Source organism: Facklamia sp. P13055, from assembly GCF_050409445.1.
Classification (GTDB): domain Bacteria; phylum Bacillota; class Bacilli; order Lactobacillales; family Aerococcaceae; genus Facklamia.
The window spans coordinates 15,966-36,791 of record NZ_JBNUPL010000003.1 but is presented as its reverse complement, the minus strand read 5'-3'; the positions used below and the strand labels follow the sequence as shown (position 1 = coordinate 36,791).

The 20,826-nt window shown below is 34.6% G+C and carries 16 protein-coding genes and 1 pseudogene; 11 read left to right on the top strand and 6 right to left on the bottom strand.

Annotated elements, in window-relative coordinates:
• Positions 1–171, top strand: a complete 171-nt coding sequence (locus ACQV2O_RS01950; RefSeq protein ID WP_428874846.1) for a hypothetical protein — start codon at positions 1–3, stop codon at positions 169–171.
• Between the two features lie 9 nt (positions 172–180).
• Positions 181–712 (top strand): annotated as a pseudogene (locus ACQV2O_RS01945) (ABC transporter ATP-binding protein).
• An 18-nt stretch (positions 713–730) separates the two neighbouring features.
• On the opposite strand, the gene ACQV2O_RS01940 reads toward ACQV2O_RS01945, so the two are convergent.
• From ACQV2O_RS01940 to ACQV2O_RS01925, 4 genes are all read right to left on the bottom strand, one after another.
• Entirely contained in the window at positions 731–1,969 is a 1,239-nt protein-coding gene (locus ACQV2O_RS01940; protein WP_428874845.1) for a D-alanyl-D-alanine carboxypeptidase family protein, read from the bottom strand.
• A gap of 236 nt (positions 1,970–2,205) precedes the next feature.
• Positions 2,206–2,373 (bottom strand): hypothetical protein, encoded by a 168-nt coding sequence (locus ACQV2O_RS01935; RefSeq protein WP_428874550.1) that lies wholly within the window; start codon positions 2,371–2,373, stop codon positions 2,206–2,208.
• A gap of 237 nt (positions 2,374–2,610) precedes the next feature.
• Entirely contained in the window at positions 2,611–2,769 is a 159-nt protein-coding gene (locus ACQV2O_RS01930; protein WP_428874555.1) for a serine hydrolase, read from the bottom strand.
• Between the two features lie 157 nt (positions 2,770–2,926).
• Positions 2,927–3,124 carry a hypothetical protein gene (locus ACQV2O_RS01925; RefSeq protein ID WP_428874551.1) on the bottom strand — a complete coding sequence of 66 codons (198 nt, stop codon included), beginning with the start codon at positions 3,122–3,124 and terminating at the stop codon, positions 2,927–2,929.
• A 244-nt stretch (positions 3,125–3,368) separates the two neighbouring features.
• Here ACQV2O_RS01925 and ACQV2O_RS01920 point away from each other — a divergent pair, with 244 nt between their 5' ends.
• The gene (locus ACQV2O_RS01920) at positions 3,369–4,547 is read left to right on the top strand and encodes an O-antigen ligase family protein (protein ID WP_428874844.1); all 1,179 of its coding nucleotides are present in this window, start codon (positions 3,369–3,371) and stop codon (positions 4,545–4,547) included.
• 81 nt (positions 4,548–4,628) lie between these two features.
• On the opposite strand, the gene ACQV2O_RS01915 is transcribed toward ACQV2O_RS01920, so the two are convergent.
• Complete coding sequence (locus ACQV2O_RS01915) at positions 4,629–5,897, bottom strand: serine hydrolase (protein ID WP_428874843.1); 1,269 nt, start codon at positions 5,895–5,897, stop codon at positions 4,629–4,631.
• Between the two features lie 411 nt (positions 5,898–6,308).
• Between ACQV2O_RS01915 and infC the strand changes: the two genes are divergently transcribed.
• From infC to ACQV2O_RS01895, 4 genes are all read left to right on the top strand, one after another.
• Positions 6,309–6,809 carry a translation initiation factor IF-3 gene (gene infC / locus ACQV2O_RS01910; protein ID WP_258436502.1) on the top strand — a complete coding sequence of 167 codons (501 nt, stop codon included), beginning with the start codon at positions 6,309–6,311 and terminating at the stop codon, positions 6,807–6,809.
• Between the two features lie 34 nt (positions 6,810–6,843).
• Complete coding sequence (gene rpmI / locus ACQV2O_RS01905; RefSeq protein WP_258436501.1) at positions 6,844–7,041, top strand: 50S ribosomal protein L35; 198 nt, start codon at positions 6,844–6,846, stop codon at positions 7,039–7,041.
• A 21-nt stretch (positions 7,042–7,062) separates the two neighbouring features.
• Complete coding sequence (gene rplT, locus ACQV2O_RS01900; RefSeq protein WP_428874468.1) at positions 7,063–7,419, top strand: 50S ribosomal protein L20; 357 nt, start codon at positions 7,063–7,065, stop codon at positions 7,417–7,419.
• A 2,064-nt stretch (positions 7,420–9,483) separates the two neighbouring features.
• Entirely contained in the window at positions 9,484–15,693 is a 6,210-nt protein-coding gene (locus ACQV2O_RS01895; RefSeq protein WP_428874842.1) for a Spy0128 family protein, read from the top strand.
• 293 nt (positions 15,694–15,986) lie between these two features.
• On the opposite strand, the gene ACQV2O_RS01890 is transcribed toward ACQV2O_RS01895, so the two are convergent.
• Positions 15,987–16,649, bottom strand: a complete 663-nt coding sequence (locus ACQV2O_RS01890; protein ID WP_428874841.1) for a DsbA family protein — start codon at positions 16,647–16,649, stop codon at positions 15,987–15,989.
• Between the two features lie 256 nt (positions 16,650–16,905).
• Here ACQV2O_RS01890 and ACQV2O_RS01885 point away from each other — a divergent pair, with 256 nt between their 5' ends.
• Genes ACQV2O_RS01885 through mgtE form a run of 4 tightly spaced genes read left to right on the top strand, consistent with a single transcriptional unit; the run spans position 16,906 to position 20,690 of the window.
• Positions 16,906–17,550, top strand: coding sequence for a GTP pyrophosphokinase (locus ACQV2O_RS01885; RefSeq protein WP_428874465.1), 645 nt, complete (start codon positions 16,906–16,908; stop codon positions 17,548–17,550).
• A gap of 21 nt (positions 17,551–17,571) precedes the next feature.
• Positions 17,572–18,387, top strand: coding sequence for an NAD kinase (locus ACQV2O_RS01880; RefSeq protein ID WP_428874464.1), 816 nt, complete (start codon positions 17,572–17,574; stop codon positions 18,385–18,387).
• A gap of 28 nt (positions 18,388–18,415) precedes the next feature.
• Complete coding sequence (locus ACQV2O_RS01875) at positions 18,416–19,309, top strand: RluA family pseudouridine synthase (protein WP_428874463.1); 894 nt, start codon at positions 18,416–18,418, stop codon at positions 19,307–19,309.
• 13 nt (positions 19,310–19,322) lie between these two features.
• A complete protein-coding gene (gene mgtE / locus ACQV2O_RS01870) occupies positions 19,323–20,690 on the top strand; it encodes a magnesium transporter (protein ID WP_428874462.1) in 1,368 nt (455 codons plus the stop codon).
• Positions 20,691–20,826 lie beyond the last annotated feature (136 nt).

Below are 20,826 nucleotides of genomic sequence, written 5' to 3'. Positions count from 1 at the left end.
TTGATATTTACTCTTTTAACAGCCCTTTATTTACCAGCAAAAGTACCTTTTGCTTTTTCATGGGAATTAATTGGAATTACAATGGTCTTAATGATTGTCTTTGCGGTTTTAGGTGGATTGCTTTCAGTTAGACAAATTGTACGCATTGATCCAAGTCAAGCGATATCTTAGGAGATAAACGTGAAAGCCATAGAAATTAAAAATATTGAAAAAGTTTTAAAGATGGTGACAAAACAATTCAAGCTTTGAAACAGACTAATTTTGAGATTGAACCAAGCGAATTTGTGGCCATAATTGGCCCAGCTGGTTCTGGTGAAAGTACTTTATTATCGATTATTGGAGGGCTCCAAAGTCCTTCAAAAGGTCAAGTCTACTTAAAAGAAGATTTTTCCGCTTTAAGTGATAAAGAACGTACTAAACGCCGCTTTGATAAAATAGGTTTAATTTTACAAGCCTCGAATCTTATTCCTTTTTAAAAGTTAAAGATCAATTCCGCTTAGCTGATGAACCGACGGCTAGTTTAGATAGTGAACGTGCTTTCGAGGTAGTGGATCTTTTAGCAAAAATGACTAAGGAAATAGCATAAGCAACAATTATGGTGACGCATGACACGCGGCTAATATCTAAATGTGACCGATTTTTTAAAATGATAGATGGAAAATTAGAAGAAGCCGATAGCAATGAATATTTAAAAAGCAGATTTCCTTTTTAAAGGAGATCTGCTTTTTAATCATCTAAAATTGTCAAATATTCTTTTAATAAAGTTAGTTATTGGATTATCTCTTCGATTTTCTAAAGTGTTTTTTTCTTGTTCGGTTTGAGACTCATTATCTTCTTCACCATCTATGGAAGTTTCATTAAGCTCTTCTTCAACTTTGGATTGAGTGACTTGGTTAAGGGGTAAGTTTTCATTTTGATATAAATCAGGATGTTCAGCTAAAGCATCAAGAATCAAGGTTAATTGATCATAAGAAGAAGAATAACTTCCATCTTCTTGGATAAAGTTCCCCATGGATAAGGCAATAATTTCACGCCCATTTTCCTTGCCTGTCGCTACAAAACTATCTCCTGCACCATCTGTGAGACCGGATTTAAGGCCATTAATTCCTTCTCTTCCTAATGATTGACCAGGTAAAAGAGGATTAGGGGTATTAAAAACTTGGCTAAAGTCGCCATCTTCCTGGAAAACATAAGTTTTAGCAGAAGAAATATTTAAAATTTCTGGAAATTCTTTAATGACATTTTGAGTCATCAAAGCTAGGTCCTGAGCAGACATTGCGTTTTCATTACTAGCTAGAGACCCAGCCATACGCCAATCTTCAGGTATAAATTCATTAGGGACACCAGAAGTTGTGTATAAATCGAAATCTACAAAGCCCCAATTATTAAGTTGGTCGATCATCGCTTGAACAGCTGCAGTTTCTGAACCATAGATTTCTCGCATCAGTAAAGAGGCTGCATCATTCCCTGAACGCATAATTAAAGCATGAAGTAAATCATCTACAGTATATTTTTGACCAGCTATTAAAGGGGTGCTAGTTAACTCAGGGTTATCAGAGAGTGCTTGAGTTAGATCACTGGGAGCTTCAATTTCACTTGTAATTTTTATTTTCCCATCTTCAATTGCTTTATAAGTAAGATAGGCTGTAAGAATTTTAGTTGTAGAAGCAATTGGATAGGGGATATTACTTCCTCTTTGAGCTAAAATTCGATTTGTTTCAACATCTACCACAATGAAGGATCTTGAACTAATTGAACTATCAAAAAAGCTGGTTAGCTCCTCTGGGTAATCATCTGGCATGACGACCGTCTTGTATTCTTTGGCCTTATTAATATCTCTAGACAGATCAGGTAATTTAGATAAATTTTCAACTTGGGCTGAAATAGCTTGATTGAATAAATTGCTAAAAAGCATGACTAAAACAAGTTTTTTAAAAAAATTTTGCCAATTTATTGAATGTATAGGCATAGGCTGTCCTCCTTAAAATGGGTGTGACTAACGTTAAAACTAGTCAATAAACTATTCTTTATTATAGCGAAATCTCAATTTAAGTCCAATTGAGATATGAAATTTAAAAAAATCAAAGAAGCATCAAATTTCGTTCACAGTTATGAAAAGCGCAATTTTAAATGTTGATTGGTAAAAATAAAAGAGATTACAACATAGTAATTTTTGATAAAATAGTTTTATTTATTGGGAGAAATTTAATAGAGAGACCACTCATTGATAATAAGGTTAAGTTTTCCCATAAATTGATCCACTGTCCCAATTTCTCTTTTCATTAGAACCAGAGCATAGATAGGGTGTCCATTTTCAAAATAAATAGCTGTACCGTGATAGGCATAATCCAGTTGTCCATATTTAGCAGCCATACCACCTTTGATATAAAGCTTAAAGTGTTGATCTTTTTCAGAAATGGATATGTATCTAACTAGAGGTAAATATTCTTTATCTTGGGCAATTTGTTTTAGTTAAACTAATAAAGTATTAGGAGTAGCATAGTTATATTGATCATAAAGACTTTCTGTCTTTTGACTAGCCCCTGATTTTTCAACCAAATCACGTTTAAAGTCTCCAAAATTGTTTTGATAATAATTAATCAGAATGTTTCAAGCGATGTTATTTGAATACACTAATAAATTTTCAATCAGCTCTTCTAATTGGTATTCAGACTGAATGGGACTATGGGTATTTTTTTCTGCACCTGATTCAAAATCAACATTGCTGGCAGGCAATTGACTTTTCCAGTTAAGTTTTCCCTCTTCAATTAATTAGATGTAAAGAACAGCCGTTCCAACTTTATTGCTAGAAGGAGCATATTGGCCGATAATTTCGTTTAAAAAGTGAGATTCTTTAGTGAAAAATTATAGTAGGAAATGCCTAGACGAGAAGATGGGGAATTATAGTCATTTATTAAATCATTCACTAAATCAGTAACTGAACGATAGGAATCATAATTTCTTGAATAGGATGTAACTTGATGTTCTTCAATCCGATTTTTTCATCCATGCTGGTTTCTTGAGTCTCAATAGTTGTACTTAGTCTTTCTGACGCAGTTGTAATAGATTCTTCGCTATCAGAAGGAGAATGAGAGTCCTGCTGACAGTCAACTAGAAATATCATAAAAAAGCTAATAAAAAGTTTTTTATCGACATGAGCATTTCCTAAGATAATGTAAGAAATACGGTGTCAACCACATAAACATTGAACTTATTTCTAAATAACGAGTCCATTTAAGCTTTGAGATGAACTGTATTTGGTTAATAATAACTACTTTATGAATAATCTTCAAGATAAAATCTGTTTTTACTTAATGAATATATAGAGCATCTTTTGCTATAATAATAAATATTAGTCATGGAGGTGGATGGTAGTGAATTTGAAATCTTTGACTCAAAGTGAAAATCTTGAAGGTAATTTATTCTTATTGGTGTCAGTTTCAGTCTTATTACCTTTTTATGTTGGTAGCGCTGTTATTTTTTTAACAACCTTATATCTTCTATTTCAACACCGTCGAGACTTGAGACAGATAATGCGCAAACAGAGTTGGTTATTTATCTTTTTGATATATAGTTTAATCATATCAATCTACTTTAGGAATTATATCGGAGTTGCCGTCACATTTGTTCTTTTTTTACTTTTTTTACTATTTAATTTTTATTTTCAAATAATGACTCCTCAGCTTTTTTTAAAACAGATAAAAATTTTCACATGGGGGTCTATCCCGTTAGCTTTGCTAGCGTTTGTAAGATATACTTACTATGTTTTTATGAATGGTTACGATTTATTTTATATTTTTAAGTATCATAATCCGCAAATTCGTGCAGAAGCAACGTTTTTTAATCCTAATTATTATGGACTATATATTGCCATGGTTTTAGTAATGGCTATTTATTTAATGGCGAAAACAAAGCGACCACTTGATCGTTGGTTATCGATGATAGTCATCTTCTTAAATTTAATTAGTTTATTTTTAACTGCTTCGAGATGGTCTATTCCTACTTGTATTGTAGGGATTGTCCTTATGGTATTTTTCTTAAAGCCTAAAATAGCATGGGGGATTGGTTTTGCTTTAGCAGGAGGTTTTTTAACTTTGTTTATAAAACCTGAATTATTACCTAGGTTTACTACTTTGGCGCATGCTTTTGATGACCGTTTTGCAATTTGGTATACTGGATGGCAAATATTTATAACAAGCCCCTTAATCGGAAGAGGGCCTATGGCTTATGTTACCTTTTATTATTTGTTTGCAGATCAAGGAAAAATGCATGCCCACCAGTTATTGATTGATACACTAGCTAATTACGGTATTGTAGGTCTAATGGTTTTAACAATGGCTTTTAGTCATTACTTTAGGAATGTAGTTGAACGAGTCTTCCAACCTAAAATTAGACTAGAATTAGGTCTCATTGTGTCAATATTAGTAATCGTTCTTTTTCACGGTATGATGGATGTGGGAATTTTTTGGATACAAACAGGCTATATCTTACTAAGTATTCTAGTGGTCCCTTTTTGTGTTCTCGAACAATTGGAAAATGAAGTTTAAAAGTATGTTGATCAAATAATTTTGAATACAAAATTCACCCACGCAACTTTTGTTGAAGAAGTTGCGTGGGTGATGTGATTATTATTGAATCTGTTGGTAATGGTACCATTCATTTACGCGTAAATTTAAATCCCCCATAAAATTATCGAGTGTACCCAGATCGTTGGTCATTAGCACTAGACTATATATAGGCTTTCCATCTTCGAAGTATATACCTGTATCGTGATAACCATTACCATACTGACCATATTTAGTAGCCATTCCTTTATCAACGTACAGCTTGAATCGTTGTCCTTTTTGTGCGATTAACATGTAGTTTATAATAGGTTGATAGCTATCATCGAAAGCAATTTTATTAAGATAACCGATTAGCATATTGGGTGTCGCATAGTTCATATTTTGAGTTAAAGCAATCGGTTTATTATTAATGCCTGATAGTTCGATTAAGTCATTGCGATAATCACCATAATTTTCGTAATAATAATCGATTAAAATGTTCCAGGCAGTATTATCTGAATAGACTAGAAGGTTAGAAATCAATTCCTCTAAGCTATAATATGAGCGCAAGGGATTATTGGTGATTCTACCATCACCTTCTTCTAAATCCTTTTCGCTAGCAGGCAGTTGACTATCCCAACTTAGGACACCTGCTTCAATTAGGTCGAGATATAGGACGGAGGTTCCCACTTTGTTGGTAGAAGCTGCATGACGTGCTTCATTTTCGTTTAAGTAATAGGATTCTTCACTTACAAAATTTTGATAAGCAATACCTAGCTTAGAAGAATCAAAGCCATATTCATCAATTAAATCTTCGATAATTTCTTGAACGGAGTCATATTGATCGTAATCTAAGGAAAATGATGAAGCGGCTGGTTGTTGTTCGGTATCATCTTCTTGTGTAGTTTCAATAGTTGTTTTTCCACTACTTGCAGAGGTGGTTTCTTCCTTATCGGTTGTTCCGTCATCTTCAACTATTGGTTTATCTTCTTTAACTGTTTCGGTACTTTCGTTAGGCTCTATGGAAGAAACTTCTAAGTCTTCGTTTGTCTCTTCTTTATCATCGTTTGACTTGTTTTGCTTTTTTATAATTGCTTTTCTTAATTTGTCAGTTTTGGATAAAGTTGTTTCTCTACTCTCTTCTTTAGTAGAAGATATTTGATCATCTTCATCAGCAACTGACTTTTCAAGTGAGGAAGAAGGTTGACTTTGTAATGATTGTGAATCCTCTAATGAAGCTTGATTGTTAGATGAGTCAACTGAAGAGCTTTTCACTTCAGGGGATGAGGTATTTTGGCAAGCTGTTAACAGCCCTATCATAATCGTTCCTATTATAATTTTTTTTAAGTCCATTAAAAAACTCCTAATATTTAGATTTCTGCAGTATTATATCATCAATTATGATTAATAGCTAAAGGAAATTTGCGCTCTAAGAATTTGAGGACGAGACGTTAAGACATAAGCATGCCCATTTAGAAGCACCTTGTGTAACATATGTTTGACAACTCTAGACACTCTAGAATGCTCTAAGAATTTTAACTTGATTTATCAAATGAAGTGTGATACACTGTATAAGTTGAGAAAACAAGTAGAAACAAACCGTTTCTCGCCGGACATTAGAAGATGTAGGGCAAATCATTTATGGAGCAGAAAATTCTGTTTTTGTAAATTGATAGAGACGGCACGTATACAAACGGGCTGTTTTTTGTTTTTATTTGTCACTCATAAAAATTATGGAGGTGGACTCATATCGCTAAAGAAGCATTGATTAATGGGCAAATTCGCGCTAAGGAATTGCGCGTCATCGGTGATAATGGAGAACAAATTGGAGTTAAATCGCTACAAGACGCTTTAACGATTGCTGAATCTTTTGATTTGGACCTCGTGCTCGTTTCACCGCAAGCTAATCCGCCAGTTGCACGGATTATGGATTACGGTAAATATCGCTACGAGTTACAGAAAAAAGAAAAAGAACAACGTAAGAATACAAAAGTAGTCAGTGTTAAAGAAGTACGTCTCAGTCCTTCAATTGATGACCATGATTACCAGACGAAATTACGTCAAGCAATCAAGTTCTTGGAAAAAGGCGATAAAGTGAAAGCAAGTATCCGGTTTAGAGGACGGTCAATTACCCATAAGGATTTAGGTTTAGATGTTTTGGAAGACTTTATTGAAGATACAAAAGAAGTTTCGACCGTTGAGTCAAAACCTAAAATGGAAGGCCGTAGTATGTTTACCATACTCGCACCCTCGTCAGAATCATAATACGATTAATAAGTAGGAATATAGGAGGATTATTATGCCAAAACAAAAAACTCACCGCGGTTTAGCAAAACGCGTTAAGAAAACAGGTACAGGTAAATTGAAACGTTCACGTGCATTTACTTCCCACCGTTTCCACGGTAAAACTAAAAAGCAACGTCGTCAACTACGTAAATCAGCTTTAGTTTCTGCTTCAGATATGAAACGTATTAAGCAACAAATTTCAGCTTTATAGGAATAAAGGAGGAAGAAAATCATGGCACGCGTAAAAGGTGGATATGTTACACGTCAACGTCGTAAACGTACATTAAAATTAGCTAAAGGTTATTACGGAGCAAAGTCAAAATTATTTAAGACAGCTAAGCAGCAAGTTATGAAGTCATACATGTATGCTTTTCGTGACCGTCGTCAAACCAAACGTAATTTCCGTCGTTTGTGGATTACACGTATTAATGCAGCAGCTCGTCAAAATGATATGAGTTACTCTGTATTAATGAATGGTTTGAAAAAAGCCGGAATCGAAATTAACCGTAAAATGTTAGCAGATATTGCTATCAATGATGCAGCAGCATTTACTGCTTTGGTTGAGGAAGCCAAAAAAGCATTAGTTTAAAAAATAGACTCTATATCAAATAGGGCTGATGATAAATTAAGGAGACTAAGCAGTTAATATCTGTTTGGTCTCTTTTTCTTTTTCTTCGGATACAAATTGTCTCGCGTTAAAAGATTTTATCTTTAAAATGATAATAGTTTCGGGAGTCATGGACATTGCGCTTAAGCACTTTAAATTTATTGATCACCCCTTAGTTAGTTCAGGATGGTTGAAGGTAATCTCAAGAAAGTTGTTGGGATTCCGAAGGTTCTTCTTAACCTAGATGATAGCCGGGAGGTTGAATTGTCACGGAGTAAGACCTTAAATGCTTTGTGACTAAATTTTTCTAAGGGATAGTGTAGCTTTTGTATCATTTGATAGGTGCTTTTAAACACTTGCTTCTGATTTTATAGGTCATTGTCCCTATTGTCGGTATTGTTCAAAAACAGTCCCCCAATATCTTTTGATTTATTGTAGAGCGCCTGTCTCTATGATGTACTTGATTTATCCAATGAATGTGCAACCGATTTAATTCAGGATTAAGGGATTGAACAACGATATGAAACCGTTCAATAATAATCAAAGTATTAGGGCTCAATTGGCAAGTTAAGGCAATGTAGGCTGTGTATCAGTCAATGAAAATAGTTTTTACCTTATTTTATTCATGATGACTATAACGGTAAAAGTACTTTTTTAGATATTTTAAGTGACATCTTCTACAACATCTATGATTTGATGGGGAATGACATTGCACTAGCAAAGCTTACAGCCCCCTTCACTGTTGGAATTGACTTAAACTTATCAAACAAATCTTTTAAGGGAGGGTCGGTGGCCGTTTATGAGAAACGGAAGCGAAGGCAATTATGACATGATGCATTTATAGATAGATATGTTTGATAAGCAATCATCTTTTTTGAGGGCGTGTGAATTGTTAAACACGCTATTTTTGTTTGGTAGCACTAGAGATGAAACAATGTATCTACAAGGGCTTATTCTGAGCAGGAAAGTGTGGTGATCAAAGCTTGTTTGTTCAGACAAAAACAGACCTTTCCTAAGCCTTATAAGGAGCTAATAATAGGTAAATAGTTAGCCTTTTAATGACAGTCTTTTCTTTATGATAGTAGGAGCAAGGATGAAAAGGGTGAACAGGAGAACTTAAGGCGCAAGAAATATAGTGATTATTTTTGACTTGTGCGACTCAATTATGAGAGAAATTAATGTTTGGGTCTTTAGTATTGAGGACTGTTCTATCTTATTAGTCATGTACAGACTTCTTTCTATATAGTAGAACATGCTTTTAATACATTAAATGTCTGTGTTTTTGTGAATGATCCCTATAATTTATAGAATCATAATATGTTGAAGCCAAAGTCAAGGGAATCTTGATTTTGGTTTTTTGTTTTATATGGAAGTAAACATTTTGAAACATAATTAAATTTAAAAAGAATAGTTTCTTGATACTAATAGAAAAGTTATTTTTCTTTTACGTTCAATTAGTTAAAAGTTAATTAGTAGGAAATTTTTAATATGAAATTTAACCATAACACTACTACAATTCACAATGTTGTGGTAATATGGGATAAAGTACATGTAATTGTGTAGATTATGAAAGTCCATATAAAGCCCCTTTTACGGCGCGATGTTTTTGCTATAAAACATACCTAGTAGATTTTTATAGAGGCTAAGAACATCTTACATTGAATAATGAAGAGTTTAAAGCATTATTAAATAATCGATAAAGGGGAATGTCTCTAAAACATTTAATAACCATGTTTAAAAAAGTAATGAATAATTGACAAAAACAATTTATTCAAGCTGATGGTTACAGGTGATTCGAAGGGTGTCAGAGTCAAAGGATATATATGACAATGGCTCAGTTCGATAAGAAAGCGTATTAAATTTGATCAACAAGAGACTGTTAAAACATTGCAGTGTAATTCACACAGGATTATGGGCTTGACTTAATATTATGGGTATAAAGACACTAATGTGAGAGATTTTATGAATTAGAAAGGAGTTATATGAAGAAATTATCAGCAAGGATAAAGTGAGTTTGAGCAAAAGTTAATAAGGAGGCGAATTGTAATGAATAAAAAAATAATGGTTAATTTAGTGTTGACAATGATGCTTGTGTTGAATATCGTTTTCTCACCACAAACGATGTACGCAGTTTCGCAGGTGTTTGATACAGATACTACTACCATGGTAAAGAATGAAAAAATTGTCGATGGCCAAGTGCTCGAAACTAGGACTAAGAATAAAGCTGGCGAACAAAAAGATGTGGATAATAACATTTTAAAGGATGAAACCCTTCTGGAAGAGATAGGAGATGATAATCTAAACGAAGAGACACAAGTGGATAATTCAAACAACTCAGAAGATGATGCAGAACATCTTCCTCAAAAGAAAACAGAAGTCCCAGTGGATAAAGCGCCAGAAGGCATCAACAATATTGATCCTCCGATAGATGAAACGGCTGTAGAGAATGAAATGGTTCCTGAAAACGCTACTTTTAGTGTCCTTCAAGGTAACTGGGTGAAAAATGTTGTTATGACTGTCACCACAACAGACAATAACACATTCATTTTACCTGATGGGGAATCGATAACTTTTACTCCATCAGAATTAAATGCTTTAATACTTGATTATATTCTAGTTAGTCCTCCTAATACGGTAATAAATGCTGGGGACACTTATACTATTGTTTTGCCAGAAATTTTTGAAGGAAGTTCCGCAGCTGTTTCACTTCTGGTGGAAGGTACAGAAGTGGGTACTTATACTGTAACTAATGGGGAAGTTGCCATTCTTTTTAATGATAAGGCTAAGGAATTTGATGATTTAAATATAAACATAAAGATTTCTGGACAGTTCGATACAACACAATTGATTGAAGAAGAAGTTATTGAGGTTGTCATTCCATACGGTGAAGGAGGTTTTTTTACAACAACTATCATTGCTGAGGAAATACCTTATGACGGGGAAGATAAAAAAATAGCAGGACAACCCTATATTTTTGATGAAAACGGAGAAAAAGTATATAAAGATGTAACTGGACAACCAGTGACAAACCCTACACATATAGATTGGACCGTTCGATTAAATGATAGTATGGCCACCGTTTCAGAGGCTACATATACCGATTATTTTGGTGATGATTTAGAGCTTTTACCAGAAAGTATCTTAGTTGAAAAGCTCATTCGTAATTACGAAAACCAAGTGATAGGCCAAGAAGAAGTAGTGGTTGCACCGTTAATAAGTGATTCGCGCTTTGAAATTGACTTAGGGTCAATTGAAGATGCCTATGATATTAGCTATACTACATTAATTAATCGACCGAATGGGGGAGGAGCTAAAACTATCAGTAATACTGGATTAATTTTCCTAGATGGTTCAGAAACTCCTGTTTCTGATAGTTTTGAGGGAACGTGGTATGAAGATCTACCGACTATTACTAAACAAGGTTCAATCTCAGAGCAAGATCCCTCGATAATTGATTGGGAAGTTACTTATAATTATGGCCAGGAAGATCTTGGGACAGTAATTTTAGAAGATTTAATAAGTGGAGTGGACTCTCAAACGAAGAATATTACAGAAAAAATTAAACTTTTAAAAGATACGATTAAAGTGCGTAAGGTTGTTCCTGATAGTAACGGCAATGTTTTAAACCCAGAAGATTTCACACCAGTTAGTGGAAGCTTTCCTTTAGAACTTAATGCTCAAGGACAAGCCTATTATATTACTTTTTCGACAGAAGTAGAATTGGGTGTTCAGGGGACAGTCACTAATATTATCTCTGATAATCTAGATCCACAAAATAGTGCAACCGACTCGGTTGTTATAAATACTATTCCAACTTTTGGTAAAGCTGGGGAGCAATTGGTAGATGATGAAGGTAAGCCATATATTGAATGGAAAATTACCCTTAATTCGCAAAGAATCAATATGGGTAGCATGACAATTCGAGATGTGTTTGATCAAAGTTTATTAGACTTTAATGTTGCAGATTTATCTTCATATGAATTATACCAAGATGAGATAACAACAGAAAAGTTAATTGATAATAGTAATTACTACATTCGTAATTATACACATAGCGATAATCGAGAAGGATTTGCTCTGACTGTCCAGAATGCAGGACCTCATAAGTATATATTTGTTTATCGAACATATTACACGACAGCAGGACTGCAAGAACCTAATATAGCTAATAATGCTGAACTCGTTTACTTATTCGGTGAGGAAAGTGGACCTGGAATTTCTTTTGATGTTAACTTAGCAGGTCCTAAAGCAGGAATAAAAAAAGTTGGTTCTTATGTAACTAGCGAAGATAAAACTGAGCAATTTATTGAATGGAAGATTACTTTTAATGAAAGTAATATTAATCTTACTAAACCAATAATTGAAGATAGTTTTAGTAGTGGCAATTATAAGTATGTAAATGATTCTTTTGAATTAACTTCTACAAATGAAGGTGCTTTGGCTTTTGATCCTACTGCATTAATAATGAATCCAAGTCAAGGATTTACCTATCAATTTGGTACTGATACCAATGCTACTTATACTATTAAATATCTTACAACCGTAGATGACGCCAATAACCTCGACCAAATAAATAAAGTTACTTTAGATTGGCAAGGTGGTAAGGAAGAAGCAACAGCTAATGTTTATAAACGTCAAGCAGGTATTAATAAGAAAGCTAACATTGTGATTGATGCTGAAGGTAATAAACACATTAATTGGATTATTAATTTCAATACAAAAAAAGCCGTTTTAGCTAATGTAGTAATCACTGATCAATATTCTCCGTCAACAGCAGACCTGTCTAATATTCTTCTATATAGAGACGGAGAGGAAGTTGATCCTAGCCAATACCAGGTCATTGAAGAAAGTCAAGGATCATTTGAACTTATATTAGGAGACATTGATGCAGTTCCGTATACGCTCACATATACAACTAGTCTTTCGTCAGGAGAAGAAGTAAATCTTATTCAAAACAAAGCGTTATTAACTTATACAAACGGGAGTGAGCTAGCCTTTATAAAAGTTCCGAGCCCTGCTTTATCGGTTAACAAAGAAGCAGTGAGCCTAGACAAGACTCCAGATAATCCTGTTATCTCATGGGAAATAACTGCGAATGCGAACACATCAAATCTCATTAACTTAGTAGATCCTGTTTTAACAGACACAATACCAGGCGATCAAGCTTTAATTCAAGATAGCATTAAAGTTTATGATCAAAGTGGCACCCTTATTACCGACAATCTTAATGTGACAATTAACACTGATTCCAATAGTTTCGTCATTCAACTACCAAACGGATCTTATCAATACAAAGTACAATATGACACGGAAATTTTGCAATTCCCATCATTCCATGAAAGTGTTTTGGACAGATATACTAATTCAACTACTTTATCAATGATATACGAAAAAGAAGATGTTGTCGCTAGTGTATCAGATACAGCCTACTTGGATTATTTTGCAAATAACAACAGTGGATTGGTTGCTAAAACAGGGACACAGAACCAATTAACCGAAAACATTGATTGGACAGTTACCGTGAATGAGGAAGGTCTGACAATCAAGAATCCAATAATAGAAGATCAACTTTCGGATAAACATAGTTATCTAACTGATTCATTTAAAGTTAGAGATAGCGCAAATAATCTTTTGAATATTAATGAAGACTATTCAATTACTTTCGCTGAAGATGACAGAAGTTTCAAGTTGACTTTAAACGATACAATAACACAAGCTATTACAATTTCTTACTCCACACGATTAAATGATAATTTAATTGGTACTTATCAGGTTACTAATACCATTACATTAAAGGGCGGAGAAGAGAGAAAAATTATTAAAGAAACAGTTACTGAAACAACTGCTCAACAGTATCAATTTGGTGGAGGCGGAACAGGGAGAAAACTTGATTTTAAAATTCTCAAAAAGGCTAAAAGTGGAAAAGCTATACGAGATGTTGGATTTAAGATTGAAAACATAGACATTCATGGAAATGTCGATACGGTAGTATCGGAAGTATTTACAAGCGAGGAAGGTATTTATATTTCAGATAAATTGAGAGATGGAAAATATATTCTCACTGAGACATCAACTCCTGAAGGTTTTAAAACACTTGCATCATCAATTTATTTTACAATTAACTATTCGGTTGACAATCCACAGTCTTACGAATTACAATTACTTAATTCAAATGGAGAAGTTGCCGAGATACCTAATGTATCAACCAATGGTAATGTAATAACAATCATCAATGAACCCAAAGAGGTTAAGACTCCGTTAAAAGCAAAGAAGATTTTAAGAGGTCTAAATTTAGCTGACGGACAGTTTCATTTTGAATTACTAAATGAGGATGGAGAGATTATTTCTCGAGCTAAGAACGATGTTAATGGTAATATAGTGTTTGAAGCGCTTACTTTTGACACAATAGGTGATTACCAATATATGATACGTGAAAAAATAGATCAACAGGCAGGGGTAACTTATGATACAAATCAATATAATGTATTAATATCAGTCACCTACGATGAACAAGGGCACTTAGCAACTAATATCCAATACGAAGAGGATGATCTACCTACCTTTAAAAACTCTTATACGCCTAAAGTTGGAAAACTATCATTATTGGCTGAAAAAAAATTAGAGGGTCTTTCTCTAGAAAAAGACCAGTTTAATTTCCAAGTATTTAATGAAAATGAAGAAGTTGTTGCAACAGGTACGAATGATAGCAATGGAAAAGTTGTTTTCAGTGAATTAACCTTTGATAAAATTGGAGTATATAAGTATAAAATTGGTGAAAAGAAAGATAACCAGCTAGGTATTGCGTATGATCAAACAACCTATGATGTGATCGTTAAGGTAACCGATGACGAGAAGGGTCAATTACAATTGGTTGTAGAATATCCTAACAATAAGGTTCCTGTCTTTACCAATGTATATACTACTCAACCAGGAAAAGCTTCATTAATTGCTAAAAAAGAATTAACAGGTCTTGATTTAATAGCTGGTCAATTCAATTTTGAAGTTCTAAATTCTGATGGTGAAATTATTTCGACAGCATCGAATGATATAGATGGGAAAGTAGCATTTACTGATATATCTTACGAAAATGTTGGAGAATATAATTACACTATTCGTGAAACCCAGGATGATCAAGCAGGTATCACTTATGATGATTCAACATATGATGTTACAATTACAGTAACTGATAATGGAGCAGGACAACTTGTTCATGAAGTGGTTTATCCTGATCAAGCTATCCCTGTCTTTAAAAATAGTTACACAGCAGCAAAGGGTGTACTTTCATTAGTCGCAGAGAAAAAATTAGAAGGATTAGACTTAGTAGCGGGTCAATTTAACTTTGAAGTTGTGGATACCAACAATGCAGTCGTAGCAACAGGCACGAATGATAGCAATGGAAAAGTTGTCTTTAGTGAATTATCATTTGATACGGTAGGCGAGTGTGCGTATACCTTACGTGAAGTGTCAGACAATCAAGCAGGAATTACCTACGATGATTCAGTGCATGAAGTAGTAGTTACCGTAACTGATGATGAAAAAGGTCAGTTACAGATGGATGTAGCCTATCCAAACCAAACAGTTCCTGTCTTTAAAAATAGTTACACAGCAGCAAAGGGTGTACTTTCATTAGTCGCAGAGAAAAAATTAGAAGGATTAGACTTAGTAGCGGGTCAATTTAACTTTGAAGTTGTGGATACCAACAATGCAGTCGTAGCAACAGGCACGAATGATAGCAATGGAAAAGTTGTCTTTAGTGAATTATCATTTGATACGGTAGGCGAGTGTGCGTATACCTTACGTGAAGTGTCAGACAATCAAGCAGGAATTACCTACGATGATTCAGTGCATGAAGTAGTAGTTACCGTAACCGATGATGGGACAGGTTTATTAAGGTTAAGTGTCACCTATCAAAATGATGCAATAGCTGTTTTCAAAAATATTTATACTGAAATTTCAGAAAAGCCTAAAGATCCTGAAAAACCTCAGGAACCAGAAAATCCTAAAGACCCTGAAAAACCTCAGGAACCAGAAAATCCTAAAGACCCAGAAAAAGCTCAGGAACCAGAAAATCCTAAAGACCCAGAAAAACCAGAAAAACCGAAAAACCCGGATAACGCTAAAAATCAAGAAAACACTAAGGATACTTTACCTATAACCGGTGAAGAAACTACTTATTCATTATTAGCTCTGACAGTTTTGATTATTGGTTTGATGATTTATCTTTTGGGTAAAAAAGGTTTAAGTAAGAAATTTTAGGAATAGATACCCTTAAGACATTTGTAGATTATAATTTACCGAACAAATGAACGTTATGGAATCACTTTTAAGGTAAGTAAAACAGACGAATCGCTTGATTCGTCTGTTTTATTCTTATAAAAGGGTGAATTTTTATGAAAAATAGCCTCCCAAAAGGTCTACTCTGTGAGACTTGAGAGGAAAATTTTAGGAGGGAAATAATTGTTGATAGTTAAGTATTATAATAAAAGTCATTCAAAAAACTATTGAAAGAAATAAGCGGTCAATCTCTGAAACGAAAGCCTCTCGACCTCTTATTTCAATAAATTAAAATGGGTAGAACATTTAACAGAGTGATCTAAATGTTGTGAATGTAATAAATCTAGATGATCAATAACGGATTCATAAGTAACATTATCCTCGAGCAAAATCCCTTCATCTTCACGGGTAGAATCAAATATCACAAGACTAGGGGTTGAATGAACACCCATGGCTTTAGCAATTTTAAGGTCATTAAAATATAAATCTCGTGTGAAATCGGAATAGAAATCCTCATAGAACAAATCTGAATCTAAACCATTGCTTGCAGCAAGGTCCATAATTAAGTTTTCGTTCAAAAGAGATAGATCGTGATAAATTTTTTGTTGTAAATCTTTTAAAAAGCATCTGCCTTTACGTTTGCCTTGAAAGTGTGCAGCTTTTACGGCTAAAGCAGCTTTATAAAGTTTACAGTAGAGGTCATTACGGACTGCTAAACTAGGTTGAATAATGCCTAAACGCTGCATAAAGTCATTTAAAATCTCTTCATTATGTATACAAAGAATATTAATGTCAATCTTTGAAGAAATTAATTTACTAGCCTTATTAATCTCTTGCTCGGAATAGTAGCATTTTCGCCCTAAAGGATTGACAAACAAATAAAAGTCAAAATACTTTGCCTGACCATTAAAGTGATAATCAATCATATAATTTTCCACACTATTCCTCCTTCGTATTACTTTTTCTTAGTATAAGCTTATCATAAACATAGTGTAATCTATAATAATACGCCTAGAGTGAAAAACCTCACAAATAAATAGTATGCCGTAAAATGATAGATATTTCAACTAATGAACAGTTATATACGAAAACCCTTTGACTTATGGTAAAATATTTTCTGGATGATATTAATCAATTAGACTGATATGGGTTGAATATTTTGAAAACTTGTAGAGGGCTAGAAAGGGGGAAATCATGGAAAATAAATATGTATATGAAGAACCTTTTGTCGACAATTGGGCATTGTTCTTAGCCCCTTATGGTCAGGCTGTTGAAGAATTGAAGCTAAAATTAAAAAGTATTCGCCAAGAATATATTGATTTGGATAGACACGCACCGATCGAATTCGTTACCGGACGAGTAAAATCACCTGAAAGTATTATGGAAAAAATGGCTGTTAGACAAATCAAAGCCAAAGATTTCCTTTGTGGTGTTCAGGACATAGCTGGGGTTCGAGTGATGTGCCAGTTTGTTGAGGATATCTATGAAGTAGCAGATTTACTATTAAGACGGTCTGATTTTAAAGTCATTATGATTAGGGACTATATTAAAAATCATAAGCCGAGTGGGTATCGTTCTTATCATATGATCTTAGAGTATCCGGTGGAAAGAATTGAAGGAAACATTTCGGTTATTGTGGAAGTACAAATTAGAACTTTAGCGATGAATTTTTGGGCAACCATCGAACATTCGTTAAATTATAAGTATGATGGCAAGTATCCTGTTGAAATATTAGAAAGACTTCAACGAGCTTCTGAGGCTGCCTTTCTACTTGATGAAGAAATGAGTCAGATTCGTGAAGAGATTCATGAAGCAACCAAACTGTTTGACTCGCGTTAAGAGCAAGAGTAAGGAGAAACTATGAAAAAGATTGGATTAGTATATAATAAAAAAGCTTTATCAGTTGCCTATGCTCAACGACTTAAAACTAAACTCCATCACTATCAATTAAAAGAGCTCTCTAACGGGGAAACTCCTGACTATGTAATATCAATTGGTGGAGATGGCACACTTTTATCAGCCTTTCACCAGTACCAGGCATTTATCAATCATACTCAATTTATAGGGATTCATACGGGACATTTAGGGTTTTATACGGACTGGTTAGGCGAACAGATGGATCAAGTTTTACAGAGTATTGTTGAAAATGACGCTGAATCCATTTCATATCCCTTACTATCGGTAGCTATTACTCTCGGTAATGGAAAAAAGAGACATGTTCTAGCCCTCAATGAATGCAGTATTCGTTCGCATCGTAAAACAATGGTGTGTGATGTGGAAATAAAAGACCAATTCTTTGAAACATTTCGTGGGGATGGATTGTGTATTGCGACACCAACCGGGTCTACGGGGTTAAACAAATCTTTAGGTGGAGCGGTAATGCATCCACGAATTGAAGCAATACAGATGACAGAGATGGCTTCGGTTAATAATCGTGTTTATCGATCCTTGGCCTCGCCTATTATTTTACCGGCTGATGAATGGCTCACTTTAAAACCAGATCCATCCAATGAATGGATGGATATCACGACTGACCATCTATTTTGGGCGGACCAGACAATTGATACGGTGCGCTTGCAATTGGCTAAGGAGAGAATTCATTTCGCTAGCTTTAAGCATATGCATTATTGGAATCGTGTAGAATCCTCTTTTATCGCTAATCAAGTGAGAAAATAAGTTTAATCAATAAAAGGTGAGGTTTATAATGGAGTTGAAGTGGTTTTATGATCAATCGGAAGAAATAACGATTAAAGAATTTTTAAGACAACAACAGTTACCAAAGGCCTTTTTAAGAAAGGTTAAGCTTGAAGGTCAACTGTTATTGAACCATTTAAAAGTACCTGTTCGTTTTAAAATCCGTAAAGGAGACTGTCTTCATTTATTAGCTCCCATCGAGCGAGGGCATGAAACAGTTCCACCTTCAGATGACCCAATTGAAATCGTCTATGAAGATGATGATCTACTTATTTTAAATAAACAAGTGGGAGTAGTTTCAATTCCTTCTTTAGCAAATCCTTCGAGTTCAATTGCTAATCGAGTGAGAGGTTACTACCAAAAGCAAGGCTACTCGGATCAAGTAATCCATATAGTAACAAGGTTAGATCGTGATACATCAGGCTTAATGTTAATTGCTAAGCATCGATTAGCTCATGCATTGATGGATCGTCAAGTAAGAGCAGGTCAAGTGGTTAAATATTACCATGCTCTAAGCAGTCGCAGTCAATGGTCAGACCATGGTATAATTGAAGCACCTATTGCACGTACGGAGTCTTCAATTATAACCCGGCGTGTTCATGAAAGTGGAAAATATGCCAAGACCGAATATTGGTGTCAGCAAACTTATCCTAATGGAGCGCACTTAAGAATAAGGCTTCATACAGGACGAACACATCAAATTCGGGTACACTTAATGCATATGGGAGGTCCTTTAATTGGCGATGATTTATATGGAGGTCCTTTGACCGAAACGATCAGACGTCAAGCGCTTCACTGTGGCCAATTGGAGTTTAACCACCCCATGACTCAACAGCCCTTACATTTTGAGATGAATCTACCAGAAGATATGCAAGATTGGATTCAAGCCCAGCAAGTTAACTAAGAGAGGAATAGCAATGGAAGTATTTGAAAGAAGTTTTGAAGAAAGCGTCGCTAGTTTCAAAGCTATGCTGCAAAACAACCGTATGACACGCTTTCGTACTGAGTTTTTAGCGTTACATAATTATGATCAAGCCAAAATTTTTACTGAGTTTGTCAGTTCTGAGCGAAAAACAGTCTATCAATATCTTGCTCCCAGTGAACTCGCTGATGTCTTTGATGCCTTTGAATCAGATATTCTTCACTTGAGTGAAGAGTATTTCCTAGAGATGGAAAATGCCTATGCAGCTATTGTTTTAGGTGAAATGTACGCGGATAATGCGGTGGATATTTTAAATAATATTGATAATAAAGAAAAAGTAAATACGTACATGCATTTAATGCCTAATAGGTCTGCCCGTGAAATATCTCGTTTGATAAACTATATTGACGAAACAGCAGGATCCATCATGACGACTGAGTTTGTAACTGTCAAGGAAGAATATACAGTTAAACAAGCCTATGAACACTTAAAAACGGCAGCCGCTCAAGCAGAAACTATCTATTATGTGTATGTGATTGATGAAGATAGACGACTAAAGGGTGTTTTATCTTTAAGAGATCTCATTGTTCATGATGATCAAACCTTAATCTCAGAAATCCTTAATCCTCGTTTAATAACAGTTGAAGTAAATGATGATCAAGTAGAGGTAGCAAAAATGGTACAAGATTACGACTTATTGGCCCTACCAGTTGTAGGCTTTGATCGTGAATTACTTGGTATTATAACGGTAGATGATGTTTTAGACGTTATTCAAGAAGAAGCAGACAGTGACTACTCAGGTTTGGCTGCAGTTGATGTTAATGAAATTCATACTACTCCATTTAAGGCTTCTAAAAGTCGCTTGCCTTGGTTAGTTACACTGCTATTTATGGGGATGGGGACAGCCACTCTAATTTCTCAGTTTGAAGGTTTGATATCCTCAGTGCCTGTTTTATCTAGCTTTGTTACATTAATAACCGGTACAGCAGGTAACGCTGGAACTCAATCTTTAGCGGTTGCTGTTCGCAAGCTTACTAATAAATCAGAAGATGATAAATTTTTTGATTCTTTTAGTTTTGAATTACTAACAGGAGTAGTCACAGGATTGGTAGTTGGGTTAACCATAGCCCTAGTGGCAGGCTTTTGGAAAGGAAACCTCTTTTTGGGTATGATCATAGGGATTGCTATGGCTTGTGCAATCGTGGTGGCTAATATTGCCGGTGCTTTGATTCCTAAACTCATGATGAAGATAGGCTTTGACCCCGCTGTGGCTAGTGGTCCATTTATCTCAACTTTAAGTGACTTAACTTCAGTCTTCATTTATTTTACAATTGCCCGAGTTTTTTTAACCTATTTACCTTAATGATAAGAAAAGCCTCTAGCTATAGACACCCACTTGTTTTAGAATTTCAATTTTCAAACTCTGGTCCAAGTATAAAAATCTAAAGGATTGTTATTTTTTCATAATTTGCTTTTGAATTTAAGGCTAATTGTTGTAT